Origin of the sequence: Bradyrhizobium liaoningense, from assembly GCF_018130825.1 — a bacterium.
Classification (GTDB): Bacteria; Pseudomonadota; Alphaproteobacteria; order Rhizobiales; family Xanthobacteraceae; genus Bradyrhizobium; species Bradyrhizobium liaoningense_B.
The window spans coordinates 297,926-313,390 of sequence record NZ_JAFCJS010000008.1 but is presented as its reverse complement, the minus strand read 5'-3'; the positions used below and the strand labels follow the sequence as shown (position 1 = coordinate 313,390).

General features: G+C 64.8%; 13 protein-coding genes. 1 reads left to right on the top strand and 12 read right to left on the bottom strand.

Annotated features, from left to right (window positions below; all coding sequences use genetic code 11):
* Positions 1–13: 13 nt before the first annotated feature.
* Complete coding sequence (locus JQ603_RS30740) at positions 14–1,306, bottom strand: c-type cytochrome (protein ID WP_212345331.1); 1,293 nt, start codon at positions 1,304–1,306, stop codon at positions 14–16.
* Positions 1,307–1,464: 158 nt separating this feature from the next.
* On the opposite strand from JQ603_RS30740, the gene JQ603_RS30735 reads away from it, so the two are divergent.
* Positions 1,465–1,755 (top strand): hypothetical protein, encoded by a 291-nt coding sequence (locus JQ603_RS30735; RefSeq protein WP_212345328.1) that lies wholly within the window; start codon positions 1,465–1,467, stop codon positions 1,753–1,755.
* 748 nt (positions 1,756–2,503) lie between these two features.
* Here the strand turns inward: JQ603_RS30735 and JQ603_RS30730 are convergent.
* The 11 genes from JQ603_RS30730 to JQ603_RS30680 form a co-directional block, all read right to left on the bottom strand.
* Complete coding sequence (locus JQ603_RS30730; RefSeq protein ID WP_212345325.1) at positions 2,504–2,890, bottom strand: hypothetical protein; 387 nt, start codon at positions 2,888–2,890, stop codon at positions 2,504–2,506.
* A 71-nt stretch (positions 2,891–2,961) separates the two neighbouring features.
* On the bottom strand, positions 2,962–3,786 hold the full coding sequence (locus JQ603_RS38465) for an energy transducer TonB family protein (RefSeq protein WP_212345322.1): 825 nt from the start codon (positions 3,784–3,786) through the stop codon (positions 2,962–2,964).
* A complete protein-coding gene (gene exbD / locus JQ603_RS30720; protein WP_212345320.1) occupies positions 3,783–4,274 on the bottom strand; it encodes a TonB system transport protein ExbD in 492 nt (163 codons plus the stop codon). Before exbD ends, JQ603_RS38465 begins: the two co-directional genes overlap by 4 nt.
* Before the next feature lie 5 nt (positions 4,275–4,279).
* The gene (gene exbB, locus JQ603_RS30715; RefSeq protein ID WP_245003961.1) at positions 4,280–5,242 is read right to left on the bottom strand and encodes a tonB-system energizer ExbB; all 963 of its coding nucleotides are present in this window, start codon (positions 5,240–5,242) and stop codon (positions 4,280–4,282) included.
* A 193-nt stretch (positions 5,243–5,435) separates the two neighbouring features.
* Positions 5,436–6,059 carry a biliverdin-producing heme oxygenase gene (locus JQ603_RS30710; protein WP_212345318.1) on the bottom strand — a complete coding sequence of 208 codons (624 nt, stop codon included), beginning with the start codon at positions 6,057–6,059 and terminating at the stop codon, positions 5,436–5,438.
* Positions 6,060–6,064: 5 nt separating this feature from the next.
* On the bottom strand, positions 6,065–7,375 hold the full coding sequence (locus tag JQ603_RS30705) for an HlyD family type I secretion periplasmic adaptor subunit (protein WP_212345316.1): 1,311 nt from the start codon (positions 7,373–7,375) through the stop codon (positions 6,065–6,067).
* Positions 7,365–9,185 (bottom strand): type I secretion system permease/ATPase, encoded by a 1,821-nt coding sequence (locus tag JQ603_RS30700; RefSeq protein WP_212345314.1) that lies wholly within the window; start codon positions 9,183–9,185, stop codon positions 7,365–7,367. The genes JQ603_RS30705 and JQ603_RS30700 overlap by 11 nt, the downstream gene beginning before the upstream one ends.
* 12 nt (positions 9,186–9,197) lie before the next feature.
* Positions 9,198–10,010 carry a hemolysin gene (locus JQ603_RS30695; RefSeq protein WP_212345312.1) on the bottom strand — a complete coding sequence of 271 codons (813 nt, stop codon included), beginning with the start codon at positions 10,008–10,010 and terminating at the stop codon, positions 9,198–9,200.
* Between the two features lie 146 nt (positions 10,011–10,156).
* Complete coding sequence (locus JQ603_RS30690) at positions 10,157–13,522, bottom strand: TonB-dependent receptor domain-containing protein (protein WP_212345310.1); 3,366 nt, start codon at positions 13,520–13,522, stop codon at positions 10,157–10,159.
* Positions 13,523–13,720: 198 nt separating this feature from the next.
* On the bottom strand, positions 13,721–14,755 hold the full coding sequence (locus JQ603_RS30685) for a FecR family protein (protein WP_212345309.1): 1,035 nt from the start codon (positions 14,753–14,755) through the stop codon (positions 13,721–13,723).
* Between the two features lie 56 nt (positions 14,756–14,811).
* Entirely contained in the window at positions 14,812–15,369 is a 558-nt protein-coding gene (locus JQ603_RS30680) for a sigma-70 family RNA polymerase sigma factor (RefSeq protein WP_212345308.1), read from the bottom strand.
* Between the last annotated feature and the right edge of the window lie 96 nt (positions 15,370–15,465).

Below are 15,465 nucleotides of genomic sequence, written 5' to 3'. Positions count from 1 at the left end.
CGTTGTTGCCGGGCTATTTCGACGTCGCACGCGCCAGAAAGTCGGTGAGCGCGCGGCGATCCTCGGCCGAGCCGATGTGCTGCTCCGGCATCTTGGTGCCGGGCGTGTAGGCGTTCGGCCCGATCTCGAACAGTCTTGAGACGGTCTCCGGCGTCCAGACGATGTCCATGGCCTTGAGCGCGTCGGAGAAGCGATACCCCGGCAGCGAGGCGATCTTCCGGCCGAACAGTCCCGCAAGCGTCGGCCCGGCGCGTTGGACCTCGGTTTCCGACAAGGTATGGCAGGCCACGCAAGCCCTGAAGATTTCGGCGCCGTGATCGCCGGCATAGGCCGCGAGCGGATCCGCCGGCGTGCCCAGCACGTTCGACCCGATCGCCGCGCCGGTCAGCGCATTCCAGCGCCTGATCTTGCCGTCAGTGCCGCCAGTCAGCAGCGTCGCGCCATCGGGCAAGAACGCGACCGACCAGATCGGCGCGCCAAGCCCGGCGAGCGTGCGCATCACACTCCTCGCCTTGCGATCGACGATCGCGACTGTGCCGTCGATTGCCCCCGCGGCAAGAAAGGCGCCGTCTTGCGAGGTCGCCAGGGCTACGATCGGCCTGGCGGCGACTATGACCTCGCCGGTCTGCCTGCCATCGGAGGTCATCATGCGCAGCTTGCCGTCTGCCGCGCCGGTGACGATTTCGCCGTCAGGCGCGATGGCTACGACGTTCAGCGGTGCCGGCATCACGATGGTCTCGGGGCTGCCGCCCGGCAGGGGCCAGATCCGCACTGTCAGGTCGTAGCCAACGCTCACCAGCGATTGTCCATCGGGAGCAAAGGCCACGCCGTTCACACCTTGCGAGTGGCCATGCAGCGCGCGCGTCCCGCCGTCGGGCAGCGATGAGATCCGCACGGTGTGGTCCCACGAAGCCGATGCCAGCTTCGATGCATCAGGAGACACGGCGAGCCCGACAATGGGTCCCGTATGCCCCTCGACAACCTGGTCCGGTTGCGGCTGGCCCGGCCTCCAGATCGCGATCTGGCCGTCTGCGCCAGCCGTTGCCATTCGTCCGTCTCCGAGGAAGGCAGCCGCGTTCACCGCACCCGAATGGAAGCGAAGGACCTGCTCGGCGGACTCGGTCGCCAGCGACCATCGGATGGCTGCAGTGTCGAAGCTGCCCGACAAGACGGTCTTGCCATCGACCGAAACGGCGAGCGCGCGGACAGGCCCGCCGTGTCCCGCCAATTGCGCCTGCGTGGGCCGCAGCGGGAGCAGCAGCGATGCCGTCAGAAGGACGGTGGCAAGACGCAAGGTCAAATCCATTGGCCGTCGGAGACACTCGAGGCGCCCACCGTGCCAGTCTGCCCGGCTTTGCACCACGGCGAAACCCCGTCCCGTGACTGGGCAAAAACGCCCCCCTTTGATTCAGCTCAACGAGGGCAGCTCGCATCCGGTTCCAGGTGCGACAAGCGGCGCCTTGAATGGCGATCAGCGTGGTCGCAGTCTCGCCAGCGGCGCCTCATGGATCGAGGCCGAATATGCAACTGCACCCGAGAGCCTATCTGCAATTCATCTCGCGGTTGTGGCACTCTCTCGCGCACCCGCCGCGGCATCGCGATCCCGACGCGCAGGGCGCATCGCCACTGCTCATCTACATCGTCGTCGTGTTAGCGCTGCTCCTGGTTATCCTTCAAGCCGACGTCTACCGGCTTACATCTCTGGGGCCGCCCGGCGATCCCAACGGGATCAACCCGATTTTCCTGAGCCCTTGAGACGGCGCGTGCGGCAATTGCGGAACCCGCGACCCGACCAGCCGCATGGCGGACTGTTCGAGGACATGCGAGCCGCCCAGGACGTCCAGCTCGATCGCTATCAGTTGAGACGCGACGGCAGGATTGTCTCTACTGCTGCGTTTCCCTTGGAAACACGAGAGATCGATCTGCGAAATCTTGAGCCGGCAGTCTGCCTTGTTGCGCCTCCCTTTGCATCTCCTGCACCGGAAGCGTTCCCGCCCCCGATGTGCGACCTACCGGTAACGGATGCGATCGCAGCATATTCGTCGCGGCCACGAAAACTGTCAGCGCGGCCAGGCCAGAGATCATCAGGGGCTTCACGCGAACCTCCGTTGGTTCGAAGAGAGTCGAAGCTCTGATTAGTGCAAGACCCGAGATCCCCGTGTGAGATCCCTCACATCTCTCGTTCTCTTGATCGTCGCTGCGCCGGTTGCGCCAGCTCTCCGAGATCATCCAGATCCTCGGCGAGATTCTTCGAACTGCGCTTGATTTAAGAGTGGCTCGCTGTTCCGCTCGGTGAAGCATGTGTGATTGAGGTTACAGCAGAGTCATCCCCCCTCACTTAAAATGACCCTGCATGGCCGCAAACAAGGTAACGGCGGTACGCACGAAGCTGCGGAGGCGATCAACAGCTCGGAACTTTTCGACGCCGCCAGGGTGACGAACCCGGCGGCTTCTTTCTGACTTGGAAAGCCGCGCCCCGAAGGGCACGGCTCAGTCGTCGATCTTACGCATGCCAAGACGCCGTGACCGCGTTTTGGAGTGCGGTATCGTTCGGCAGAGCCTGGACAGTCGGATTTGACGGGTCGAACCCCGCATGGCTTGCCGAATACGTCGCCATCGCTTGCACGAGCTGCGAGATCTGGCTGTCGATCTTGAGACCGCCGGCCGTGATCCCCTGCACCGCACCTGCACTCCCTGCGAACCAGTTGCTGATCGTCGTGCTGGTATTCGTCCCAAGCAGATCGATCTTGAGATCATTCCCGGCCTGCTCGAACCACAGGTTCTGATCGGTTATGCCGCTGAGGAAGTCGATCTCGTTCTTCGAACCGGTCGCGGACGACAGATTGATCTGCGCCTGGCCCGTGCTCGTGGTGACCCTGTAGAGGCGCATGTCCCGCCACTGATAACCTTGGCGGTGTTAGCTGGAACTACAACCCGAAGACCAAAATGGGGGACTGCGCGTCATCGCGTACTGAAACGTACGGGCGCGGTAATGGTTCGCTGGGCGCCGGGTGGCGGCGACGGCACCGGCGAGGCCCGATGCACGAGCGCCAGCACCTCCTGATCAAGCTCGGCGAAACCTGCCGAGCGGGCGAGACTCGCGGACAGCACGTTGCCTCTCTCATCGATGGTGAAGCGCACATAGGCAACGCCGCTCTCGCTCCGCGATCGGGCGCCCGATGGGTAGCGCTTGTGTCGCTCCAGATGTCCCATCAGGAGCGACTGCCAATTGGCCGGCGATAGAGAGGAAGCGCCGGACGCCGTCTGCGCGGCGGCGGTGCGGCTCGATTGCTGCGCTTGCGCCTGCGCGCGGATCGCAGCCTGGGCTTCCGTTGCGGCGCGCTCCTTGCGCGGCTTTGGCTTCTGCGTCGGCTTTTCCATCTTGGGCGCAGCCGGCGGAAGCGAAACCTCGACCTTCTCCAGCTGTGGCGGCTTCTCCCTGACCACAGGCTCGACCGGTTCGGGCTCGGGCTCGACCGTCGGTTCGGGCGGCTGGTCCCTGGGCGGCTCCTCCTGCTTCTGGTCAAACTGGGCGACGTTCTCCTCGACGGATCTCAACGCCGGCGTGAGCTCGTTCATTTCCGTCATCGCCGCCTGCGGCGTCGCGGCCAATTCGATCAGGACGGCGGTCGGTGGTGCGTCGGCGGCGGCAACGACCGGCTCGGATCGTAGCAGCCAGGATGCGATCCCTGCATGGAACACAACCGTGAAAACTGCCCCGAAGGCCCAGAGCGCCGTCTCGGCAAGCCTCACCTCGCGCGTGACGAAGCAGCCGGAACGATTCACGGTGCACCTGTCGCCGGCGGCGACATCGGACCTTTTCCGGGAACGGCGGTGTCGAACCTCGCCGGTGCCGGTGCGACCTCGAGGCCAACCAGCGCGACCTTCAGATAGCCGGCTCCCCGCAGCAAATTCATCACCTCCATGAGATGCTGGTAGTCGACCGTCCTGTCGGCTCGCACAAAGATGCGCGTGTCCTTGTTGCCTTGCGTCACCTCGTCCAGTGCGGACTGCAGGCTCTCGCGCGCCACCGGGTCGTTGCCGAGAGCGAGTGTCAGATCTTCCTTCAGGGACAGATAGAGCGGCCTGTCGGGACGCGGTACAGGCTGGGCGGTCGACGCCGGCAAGTCGACATGGATATCGACTGTCGCGAGCGGAGCCGCCACCATGAAGATGATGAGCAGCACCAGTATCACGTCGATGAACGGCGTGACATTGATGTCGTGGCTCTCTTCGAGTCTGTCATCGAAGCGTTCGCGTATTCCACCAGCCATGACGTCTACTCGGCTGCCAGCGGAAGTGCCGCCCGCTCCGCAGCGTCCGGAACCTTGCGGAAATCGAGATCGCGGCTCACGAGGCGTTCGACGCCGGCCGCCGCGTCGGCGAGCAATTGGCGATAGCCGGTGATGGTGCGGGCGAACACATTATAGAGGACCACCGCCGGAATTGCCGCGACGAGGCCCATCGCGGTGGCAAGCAGCGCCTCGGCGATGCCCGGCGCGACCACGGCGAGATTGGTGGTCTGCGCCTGCGAGATACCGATGAAGGCGTTCATGATGCCCCACACCGTCCCGAACAGGCCGACAAAGGGCGCGGTCGCACCGATCGTCGCCAAGAGCCCGGTGCCCCGCGTCAGGCGCCGGCCGGCCTGGGCCTCGATACGGACAAGGCTGGAAACGACACGCTCCTTGAGACCGCCATTCCCGGCAAAGTCCAGCGCCGCCGCCGAGCGCGCCATCTCCTCGCTGGCCGACCGCACCATGAAGGCGGCCGGCCCGCCGCGCTCGATCAGTGCGTATTCGGCTGCGGCGAGGCTGTCCGAGGCCGTGATGACGTCGAACGCGCGTTGAGCCCGAGCGCGGGCGCAGGCAATCTCGACCGCCTTTACGAACAGCACCATCCAGGTCAGGAGCGACGCAAAGGCAAGGCCGACCATCACGGTCTTGACCACCCAGTCGGCCGCGGCAAACATTCCCAGCGGCGACAGATCACGCGGCATGCCGGCGCGCGGGTCCGGGCTCCGCGACGAGACCTCGGAACGAACAGCCGGGACGGTCCCGGCCGGGGTCGGCTTCACCGCCTCTGTAACCTCTCCCGAGGCCGGCTGGCCGGCCGGCGTAGCGAGGCTCGCCGCAGGCGGCGTGTCGGGCTGCTCTGCCATCGCGCAGGATATTCCCGACGCCAAGGTGACGATGAACACGATCACCGTCATCATCCAACGCCGCTTCTCCGAGCGAGCCATGTCACGTCCTTTCCATCGTCTGTTCCCAGTTCACATTCGCGGAGATGTTCGACGTTCCCGCATCCTCCACGCCGCCGACCGTTCGGCAGATGATGCGCACCGCTGGCTGGCTAGCTTCTGAAACGATCAGTTTTCGCTGGCTTGCGGTTTGCCCATCCTCGTGCGGAGGAAAGCTGTTCGCGGTAAGACGTAGTCATTTCCCCGCTGCCGGCCCCAGCAGATCGAACACCAGATGCTGCACGCGCGAGAAAGCAGCTCGCGCGCCGGCGATGGCACGTTCCTCCTCGGCATCGGAGAGGTTCACGGCATCGAGTGCCGCCGTGAACTTCTTCCAATGCGCGGCGCGCCCCTCTGGAGCCGCCGCCAGATGGCGGGCGCCGAAGGACTCCGACAACCCGAGTTTTCCGGCCGCCTTGAGCAGAAATGCCGCGCCGAGATTCGAGCCTTCCGCGACGTAGAGCCAGCCGAGCGCCGTCGGCAAGTCGATCTCGGCGCCCGCATGACTGAATTCGACTGCGTCGCGGACGACGATCGGCGTGATGCCCAGATCGCTCAGATCCTGTCCGATCAATCCAAACCGCCGCCGGCCTGCGAGATCGGGCAGCAATTGACCGAGCCTCGGACTGGAATAGAGCGGATCGATCGTCCGATGGAATTCATGCTGCACGTTGACGAAGCGGCCATACCTCTCACGGCTGGCGAAAGGGTTTTGCGCCATGATCGATTCATCGAGACCGTTATGCTGCCCTTCCGTCCCGGCCTTCAGGCGTCTGGACCGGGTGGTTTCGAGAGGCGTTTCGACGTCGGCGGTGCTCATGCTCGCTAGTTCTCCCTGAAGGCGCGATTGATCTGATCCGAAAGCGGCTTGACGAGATATGACAGCGCCGTGCGCTCGCCGGTCTGGATGAACGCTTCGGCCGGCATTCCCGGAACGAGCTTGAGCTCGGCGATCCGGGCCAGCTGGTCCGGAGGAATGGAAATGCGGATGACATAGAACGACGTGCCGGTCCGCTGGTCCTGCGTGAGGTCGGCACCGACGCGGCTCACCGTTCCCTCGATCTGCGGGGTCGTGCGCAGGTTGAAGGCGGTCAGGCGCAGACTGGCCTGCTGCCCGAGACGAACATCGTGGATGTTCCTCGGCGGAATGTGCGCCTCGAGCGTCAAGCGGTCGTCGTCGGGAACGATCTCCATCATCGTTTCACGAGGAGGCACGACACCGCCGACCGTGTGGACGGAGAGGTTGTGCACCCATCCGTCCTGAGGCGCGATCATGTCGATGCGGCGCAGCTGATCCTCGGCCGCGATCTTGCGCTCCGAGAACTCGCCGATCTGCGCCTGCGTCTCGCGTAAATCGTTCGTGACCTCGGCCTTGAGGTCCTGATCGACCTGCAGGATCTGCAATCTCGCCTCGGCGATGCTGCCCGCTGCCTGTGCCTGCCCCGCAACCACCTGGCCGCGATAGGCATCCAGCGTCGCCTCGTCCCGTTCCAGCTCGTTCAGACGCTGGACGGTCGTGATCCCCCGCTGCAACAGATCACGCAGGCTGGCCATCTCCCGCCGGCGAACCTCGAGGCCGCGTTCGAACGCCGATTGCTGCGTCTTCAGGCCGTCGATCTGATGCTCATACTCCGCAACGCGTTCCCTCAGCTGCGCCTTCTTGCTGTCCCGGGTCGCGCGGCGGGACAGGAACAGGTTCTTCTCGCCCTGCATGACACGCCCCACCTCCGCGCGGTCGGCGCGCGCCGCAAGCGCCGGCGGAAACACGATCGCCTCCTGGTCGTCGCGCTCCGCCTCGAGCCGGGCCTCGCGCGCCGTCAGCTCATCGAGGCGCTTGCTGACGATGGCGAGATTGGCCTTCACCTGTGTCGCATCGAGGCGGATCAGGACGTCGCCGCGATTGACGCGCTGCCCCTCGCGCACCAGCAATTCACCGACCACGCCGCCGGTCGGATGCTGCACGCTCTTGACGTAGGACTCGACGACGAATGTGCCATCGGCCACGACGGCACCGGCCAGATTTGTCGCCGTCGCCCACCCGCCGAGCCCTGCGAAGAGGACGAGGCAACCAACGCCGCCCAGCAGGAACTGGCGCCGGATCGAACGAGACACTTCGCTGACATCGTCATTCGACATCGTTGCCCCCGGCAGTTCGCTCCAGCGCTTCGGTTGAGCCCGCGACCACGCGGAGCGGCGTCGGTACGCCCGAACGCGACTCGTCATCCGTCGCCGTCGCTGCGCGCGCATGGCCGTTCCGCAGGACGCGCGCCAGCACCGCATCGCGCGGACCGAAGGCCTTGCAGCGTGCGGCCTCCATCATCAGGACATGGTCGACGGCGCCGAGCGCGCTCGGACGGTGCGCAACGACGATCGCGATGCCCCCTCGCGCGCGGATCGCGGTGATGGCGTGGACCACGGCTCTTTCGCCATCGGCATCGAGATTGGCGTTGGGTTCGTCGAGCACCACGAGGAACGGATCGCCGTAAAGCGCCCGGGCCAGTCCGATGCGCTGGCGTTGTCCGGCCGACAGCACGGAGCCGCCCTCCCCGACATTGGTCTGATAGCCCTTTTCAAATTGTGTGATCAGATCGTGCGCGCCAGCGGCCTTGGCAGCGGCGACGACGGCGGCGGGATCAGGATTGTCATTGAAGCGGGCGATGTTCTCAGCGATGGTGCCTTCGAACAGGTCGACGCCCTGAGGCAGATAGCCGGTGTGGGTCCCGAGCGCGCGGCGGTCCCATTGATCGAGTGACGCGCCGTCCAGCCTGATCTTGCCGCCGGCCGGCGTCCATACGCCGACGAGCGCGCGGATCAGCGTGGATTTGCCGCTGCCGCTCGGTCCGATGACGCCCAGGGCGCTTCCTGCCGAGAGGCTCAGGCTGACGCCGGTCACGGTCGGGCTCTTGCGACCCGGTGGAATGATCGTCAGCGTCTCGGCGGTCAGATTCCTTGTTGGCGCCGGGAGCGCCAGCACCGCGGCGGGCGGCGACACGAGCGCGAGCAGATCCGTCAGGCGCAGCCAGCTTTGTCTCGCCGCAAGGAACGGTTTCCAGCCCGAGATCGCGAGGTCAACCGGCGCAAGCGCGCGCCCCATCATGATCGAGCTCGCGACCATCACGCCGGCCGTCACCTCCTGCCCGATGACGAGATAGGCGCCGACGCCCAGGATCGCGGACTGGAGAATCTGTCTGATCGCGCGGGAGCTCGCGCTGAATGCGCTGACGACGTCGCCGGTGCAGCGGTTCGAGGTCAGATAGGCGCCGTTGACGATCGACCACCGCGTGGTGAGCGCGTCGTTCATTCCCATGGCGCGCACGACTTCCGCGTTCCGTCGGCTCGCATCCATCTTCGCATTGCGGTCCATGCCCTGCATGGTGGTGTCGCGCAGCGATGCGCGGGTGAGCGCCTCGGTCGCGACGGTCAGCGACATCAATATGAGGGCACCGCCCAGGGCGGTGACGCCGATCCAGGCATGGAAGAGAAAGCAGATGGCGAGGTAGAGCGGCATCCAGGGCAGGTCGAACAGAGCGGTCGGCGCCTGGGTGCCGAGAAAATTCCGGACGCTGTCGAGATCGCGAAGCGGCTGCAGGCCGTCTCCGACGGTTCGCGTCTCGAGCGGGAGGCGGATGATGGCCTCATGAACCCGCGCCGAGATCTGCCGGTCGATCCGCTCGCCGACGCGCAGGAGAATGCGCGCGCGGATGACGTCCAGGAACGCCTGGACGACGTAGAGCCCCAGCGCCAGGCAAGCGAGGCCGACGAGGGTCGGGACGCTGCGGCTCGCCAAGACGCGGTCATAGACCTGCAGCATGAACAGCGGCGCCGTCAACATCAGGACGTTGATGGCACCGCTGACCAGCGCCAGCCCGGCCGCGGCACGCCTGAGGGGCGCGACGACCGCCGCAGGCATGGCCTGCGGCGGTGTCTGTTTGGAGGAGAGCAACATCAAGGTCCGGACCTAGACGAGGAACAGGTTGGTGCCACCCACCAGATCCGTCTTGTTGACGTTGTCGAGCGTGACCGTGCCGAGCGCGCCGAAATCGAACACGGTGTTGGCGCCCTGCTGGGTCGCAGCGCCGAGCACCTCGGCATAGGTGTCGTAGGCGCTGCTCTGCAGACCGAAGATCAGCGAGTCGTTAGCGGCCGTGAAGTCGGTGACGACATCGCTGCCGATCTTGGTGAAATCGGTCGTCAACTGACCGAGTCCGTTCAGATCGAACGTATAGGTGTCGTTACCTCCGTTGCCGGTGAGCGTGTCGTTGCCCGCGAAGCTGTAGAGCACATCATCGCCGCTGGTGCCGACCTGATGGGTGCCGACCTCCGCGAAATAGTCGTAGAGACCATGGAACGGAACGCTGACGCCCGGAGCGACCGCAAGCGTGGTCTGCTGCAGGTTGCCGCCATGCGACATCGCGTAGATCGCCTCATTGAACATGGCATCCGGAGCCGCACCGCCGAGATCGATGTGGAGATCGGAGGTGACGCTGAACGGCCCGGTCGAACCGCCGGCATAGCTGTGGCCGAAGTCGAGGCTGTCCAGCGTGCTGGTCGATGAAAGGCCACCGCCGGTCCCGATGGGATAGTACAGATCGCCCTCGAGGACGACGCCGCTGTGGCCATTGGTCCCCGCACCCCATTGCGAAAACGGCTGTGCCGCCGACGAATCGTAGAAGCTGCCATTGCCGTTGTAGGCAAAGTCCGCCTGCCAGGTGTTCTTGAAGTAACTCAAGAGATCGCTGCTATTGCTGGTCAGATCGATTTCGACAGACATCGGATGTCTCCTTGCTTGCTGTATCGGCCGCCACCCGGCGAGCCTTCACTTCTGCGGTGAGCCACCGCAGAATTCTCGAAACTCGGTCAGCTTCCGGTTCGTCAGGCCCGGATTGAACTGGATCAGAGCCCTCGCCATCGGAATGATCAGAAGCGGTAGTTCAGGCCGATCGTGATCGCCTGCAGATCGAGTGAGTTCTGCGCCATGCGTCCATTCGTGGTCTGGGATGAGCCGGGATAGTTCGTCGTGATGGTGGCCGGGCCGGTACGCAGGCACGCGGGAAAGGGCGTGCAGCGCGTCGTCACCGAGTACGGGAGCGTCACGCCGGCGGTCGCGTTGGGAAACCGGAAGGTCTCGTCGCCGAAGTGGTCGTAGGCGTATTCGCCCCGCAGCGACCAATTGTTCGTCAGCGCATATTCGAAGCCAGCGCCCACCGTCCATCCCCGGCGGGTCGCGGACGCCTCTTCCTTGAAAGTCGTCTGGGTCAAGGTGCCCGCCGGCAGGGCCGCGCTCGCGGAGTTCGAGCGGTACTGGGTGCGAATTTCGGTCTCTTTCAGGAAGGCCGCACCGCCCATCGCGTAGACGAACATGCGATCGAACGCGTAGCCGAACCGGCCGCGCAACGATGCCGTCCAATCCAGCCTGTAGTCGGTCTGCGCCTGCAGGAAGCTGGCTGCCTTGAGCGCGGCTCCCTCCGTCGCGACCGCGTTCTGCGTCTTGGTGAACTTGGTCCAGGAGAAATCACCCTCGACGCCGATCACGACGCGATTGGAGAACTGATAGTTGAAGCCGCCCTGAAAACCCTTGGTGAGGTTTCGAAAGTCGACATAGGCCGATTCCGTCGCGGGGATGCCGCCCGACAGCCCCTTGGCATCGGTGGTCACGCCCCTGATGTCGGCAAAGCCGTAACCCAGATGGCCGCCCGCGTAGAGGCCGGTCCAATCGGAGCCGGGCGCGCCGAGGGAGGCATTTCCCAATCGGATGTCGGGAAGCTTGACGACGAAAGGCGAGGTATCGTTGAGGGTCGTGGTGTAGCTGACGCGGGCGGTGCGGCCGGGGGACGGAACGCCGATCGAGGTCAGCGCGCCGAAATAATACTGATCGGTGATGTTCTCGACGCTGAAATTGAGGGTCGAATCCTCGCTGAACCTGTAGCTGCCGAAGAAATCGTACACGGTGTACGACGGCCAGGTGAACGTGCCCTGCGCCGTCGGCGGCCAGGCGCTGCCCGAGCGCGACGACGAAAACTGCGTGCGCACGCCCAGCGTCAGCTTCTGATCGAGAAGCCGAACGCCCGCCGTCGCGCTGCCGGCCCATTCCGGCGGAATGTAATTGGCAGCGTAGTCGTTCTTCAGCGCCCCGTCCGCATTCGTCACCGCCGTCGAAACGGGCGGCGCGCACTGACCTGCCGTCACGCAATATTCGATCTTGGTGTATTTCGTGAAGGCGCCTTCAACGAACAGCGGCCCAGCGTCATATCCGCCGGAGATCTCGAAGCCGCGATAGTTGGCGCTGTCGATATTGTACCATTCGTATTTGTGGTCGCCGGTGGTGCCGGTCTGGAAGCGGACGATGTAATCGTCGTAGTGGTTGTCGAAATAGGACAGCTTGAGCCGCAGCTTGTCACCGGCGCGGATGACGTCGTTGCGCAGGACGTTCAGGCCGCCTTCATAGTTCTTGGAGGTCTCGGGCTGCAAATCCGGGTTGTTCCAGAGCAGCCCCTGATAGTGCCAGTGCGATTCACGCAGGCTCGGAGGGCGATAGCCTTCCTTGTACTGGCCGTAGAACTGAAGGCCATCGACCGGCGAAATGGTGATGCCGGCATTGGGGCTCGCGCGCCCGCCGGAGCGGGCCGGAAACTTGGTGAGATAGCCCTCGCCCTCGGAGTTGTAGTAGTCGAAGCGCAGTCCGCCCGAGAGCGTCAGCCAGCTGATCGGCTTCAGGCTTGCGTTGGTGAACGTTCCCGTCAGCAGCCGCACGCCCGACGGGCCGTTGGTTTCCCACCCTTCCGACCCCGTGATCGCGCTCGCGAACTGCTCCGCAGTCGCGTGCTCCCGGGTGAACTCCATTCCGTTGTCCCAGGTCAGTTCGCCGAGCGACGTGGCGAACACGGATTTGTTGCCGACATCGCCGCCCAGCGTCGTCATGCTCGACGGCCCGGCAATCAGGCCGTTGCGCTGCGACGCCACGTCGCTCAGCCAGAGATTGGCGCGGAAGTTCACATAGGGATTGCCGGATGGCTCGTATTTGTACTTTGCCGTGTAGGTATCGGCGCGTGTTTCCGAGAGTGCAAATTGTCCGTACGGCAGCAGTCCGGAGCTCAGGGCGAACGTATAGCTGAGCTCGTCGAGCTCACCGTAATGGGAGACATAGGAGAGGTAGCTGAGTTCGAGCGACTGGCCGTCGCCCCATTTCACCTTGCCCTTGGCCAGGAACGATTCCGTATTCTCCGAGGTGTTGAACACCTCCTGTCCGGGGCCGATGAGCGCATTGGCGTTCGCCGCAGGCTTGAAGGTGATGCCGGGAGGCACGTTCGTGCCTGAGAAATAGTTGCCCTGGACGTGCTTCGAATAGGCGACGAGGAACTCGTAATTGTCCTTGATCGCCCCAACCGCCACGCTGCCCGACTGGGAGCCGCCGTTGAAGAAGGATGGACGGCCCTCGCTGGCTGAATTGACGGTGTTGCTGGACAGGGGGCTGGGCGCCCGTTCCGTCACCGCATTGGTGCCGACCGTGCCCTTGAGACGAACACTGTAGGACTGGCCGTCCTTGACGATGTCGCCCGCATCGAGGGTGCGCAGATTGATCGTGCCGGCGATGCCGCCGACCCCGACGCCGGTGCTCGGCCCTTTGGAGATGTCGATGCCGCCGATCAGGTCGGGATCGACATAGGTCTCGTCGCGATTTCCGAGATAGCCGCGGTAGGAGCTCGTGGTCTGCCGCGCGCCGTCGATCATCGTCGCGACGCGTCCCATGCCCTGAAGACCGCGGATGTTCGGATTGATCGAGGTGCCGACATGGCTGCCCGCCGAGATCACACCGGGCGTGTTGACGAACACGTCGCCGGCGGAGGTCGGCGGCACGCGGTCGATCTGCTCGCGCGAGACATGCGAGACGGAACCGGGCGTCGCATAGGGCGTGTCGGGCGTGAAGCCGTCGGAGCGCTTGGCCGTGACGTCGATCGTATCCAGGACAAGCGAACCGTCGGAGGGAGGTGGCGCGCTGGCGTCCTTGTTTGCCGGATCGAAGATCGTGACGGCGTTGCCGCCGGTGAAGCGATAGGACAGGCCTGATCCGGTCAGAAGCTGCGCTATCGCCTGCTGCGGCGTGAACGCGCCATTGAGGCCGCCGGTTTGACGGCCGCGCGCGATGACGCCGCTATAGACCAATTGAAGCTGCGAGGCGTCGGCGAAGCGATTGAGCGCTGTGGCGAGAGGTCCGGCCGGAATCGCATAGGTTCGGACGGCGGCGCTGGCCGGATTTTGCGCGACCTGCGCATTGGCTGCCGACATTGCCATGCTCGCCGCAAGCATCGCCGTCGTCGCCAGCAATGCAACCTCGATCCGCTTCCTCGTACTCGTCCCCAACACCACGCCCCCGTCACGTCACCGTCGCAACTGCACCGGCCGCGGGCCGGTGCAGTTGCCTTCCGACAGTGAGACGCAGGAGCCTTGGAAAAGAGGAGGTCGACGGAGCGAAGTTTTTCTCGATCAGTGATGCAGCAGGATCAGAAGGCTGCTCAGCCGCGTCGAGTGCAGACCGAGAGTCTGCTCGATAACGTCCAGTGCTTGCAGAGGATTCCTGGTGTCGAAGACACCGCTGACCGGATGGCTGCCGATGGAGCCGTCGATGATTTGAATCCGTCCAGAATGGTAGCGATTGAGCTCCGCGATCACTTCGCCGAGAGGGCGATCGACGAAGATCAGCTTGCCACGCCGCCAGGCCGTCGCCGCATCGGCATCGACCGCTCGCAGCTGGCCGAGACCGCGGCGCGAATAACCGACGGCCTCTCCCGGAGAGAGCTCGACCGCCGTCCGGCCGGCCGCCGGGTAGGACACCCCCACGCGGCTTTCCAGCACGGTGACTGTCGCGGCTTCATCCTCCTTGCGGACAGCGAAGACCGTGCCGCGCGCGACCGCCTCGCCGGACGCGGCAGCGACGACGAACGGGCGCGTGGTGTCCTTGGCGACGGTGAACACGGCCTCGCCGCGCAAGAGACGAATGCGCCGGCGCTCGCGCGAATAGTCGACGGCGATGGCGCTCGCGGTGTTCAAGGCGACGCTGCTGCCATCATCGAGCGTCACGGTCCGCGCCTCGCCGGTCGCCGTCATGGCATCTGCCTCGAGCCGCATGGGAAGGTCGAGCGCATAGCCGGCGACGACCGCCGCCACGACCGCCGCGGCCGCAAGCGCCCAGCGGCGCGGCCGGGATGTGCGAGACGGATGCCGCCGAAGCGGGACCGTGCTGGCATCACGCCGTCGCGGCGACCCCATGCTGAGTGCCGGACGAGGGATGCGGCCAAGATGGTCCCAGGTGCCGGCGATTTCCTCGTAAGCCGCCCGATTGGCCGGCTGCAGCAGCCATGCCCGGAAGCGCGCCTCTTCGCCGGCATCGAGCCCCCCGGCGTCCTGCCGCACATACCATTCCGCCGCCTCGTCCAGGGCAGTCGGCTTCTCCCCGTCATTCATGGATGATCGTCGTTCCAGCATGAAAACAGCGCCGCAAGAGTGGCGATCGCCCGCCATCTCACTCTTTAAGACGGAGCAATTCTAAAACAGAGGAGGTCAGCCGGGAGAAAAAATCAATCGCCTTCGCGCAGACGCCTGGCACAGTGAACGAGCGCGTGCCGGAGGTGCTTTTCAACCATATTCCGGCTGATTCCCATCCGCCTGGCGATCTCGTCCGGCTCGAGGTCGTCGAAGCGGCGCAGGATGAAGCAATCGCGACACCGGGGCGGCAGCTCGAAAACCGCCTTGGTCAGAAGCGCCAGCCGCTGTCTCGCCATGAGCTGCCTCTCGGTGTCGACCGTCTCGTCGACGACATCGAGATGATCGGACGGCGGAGCGGCCGCGCCAAGGCGGGTCTGCTCGCGGCGCTGCTGGTCGATGACGAGGTTGCCGACGAGCCGGTAGAGATACGCACGCGGATTGGCGATCCTGTCATTGCCCGAGCTGGCAAATCGCAACCAGGCCTCCTGCACGACATCTTCGGCAGCAACGGGGTTGCGGAGCTTGCGGGAGGCGTACGACCGCAACTCGCCGTAATACGCATCGATGAGCGCTGAGATCGAGGCAACCACTACGTCGGACATCACGAACCCGAAGCACACGACGTCCGCAAGTTCGCCGCGGACGTGCACGTCTTACAGGGCTGGTGATTAATTGCGCAACATCAATATGTTAGAGAGCTTCCAAGTTACGGACGCGATATCATTCGGGCTTTCGAGGCGCTAACC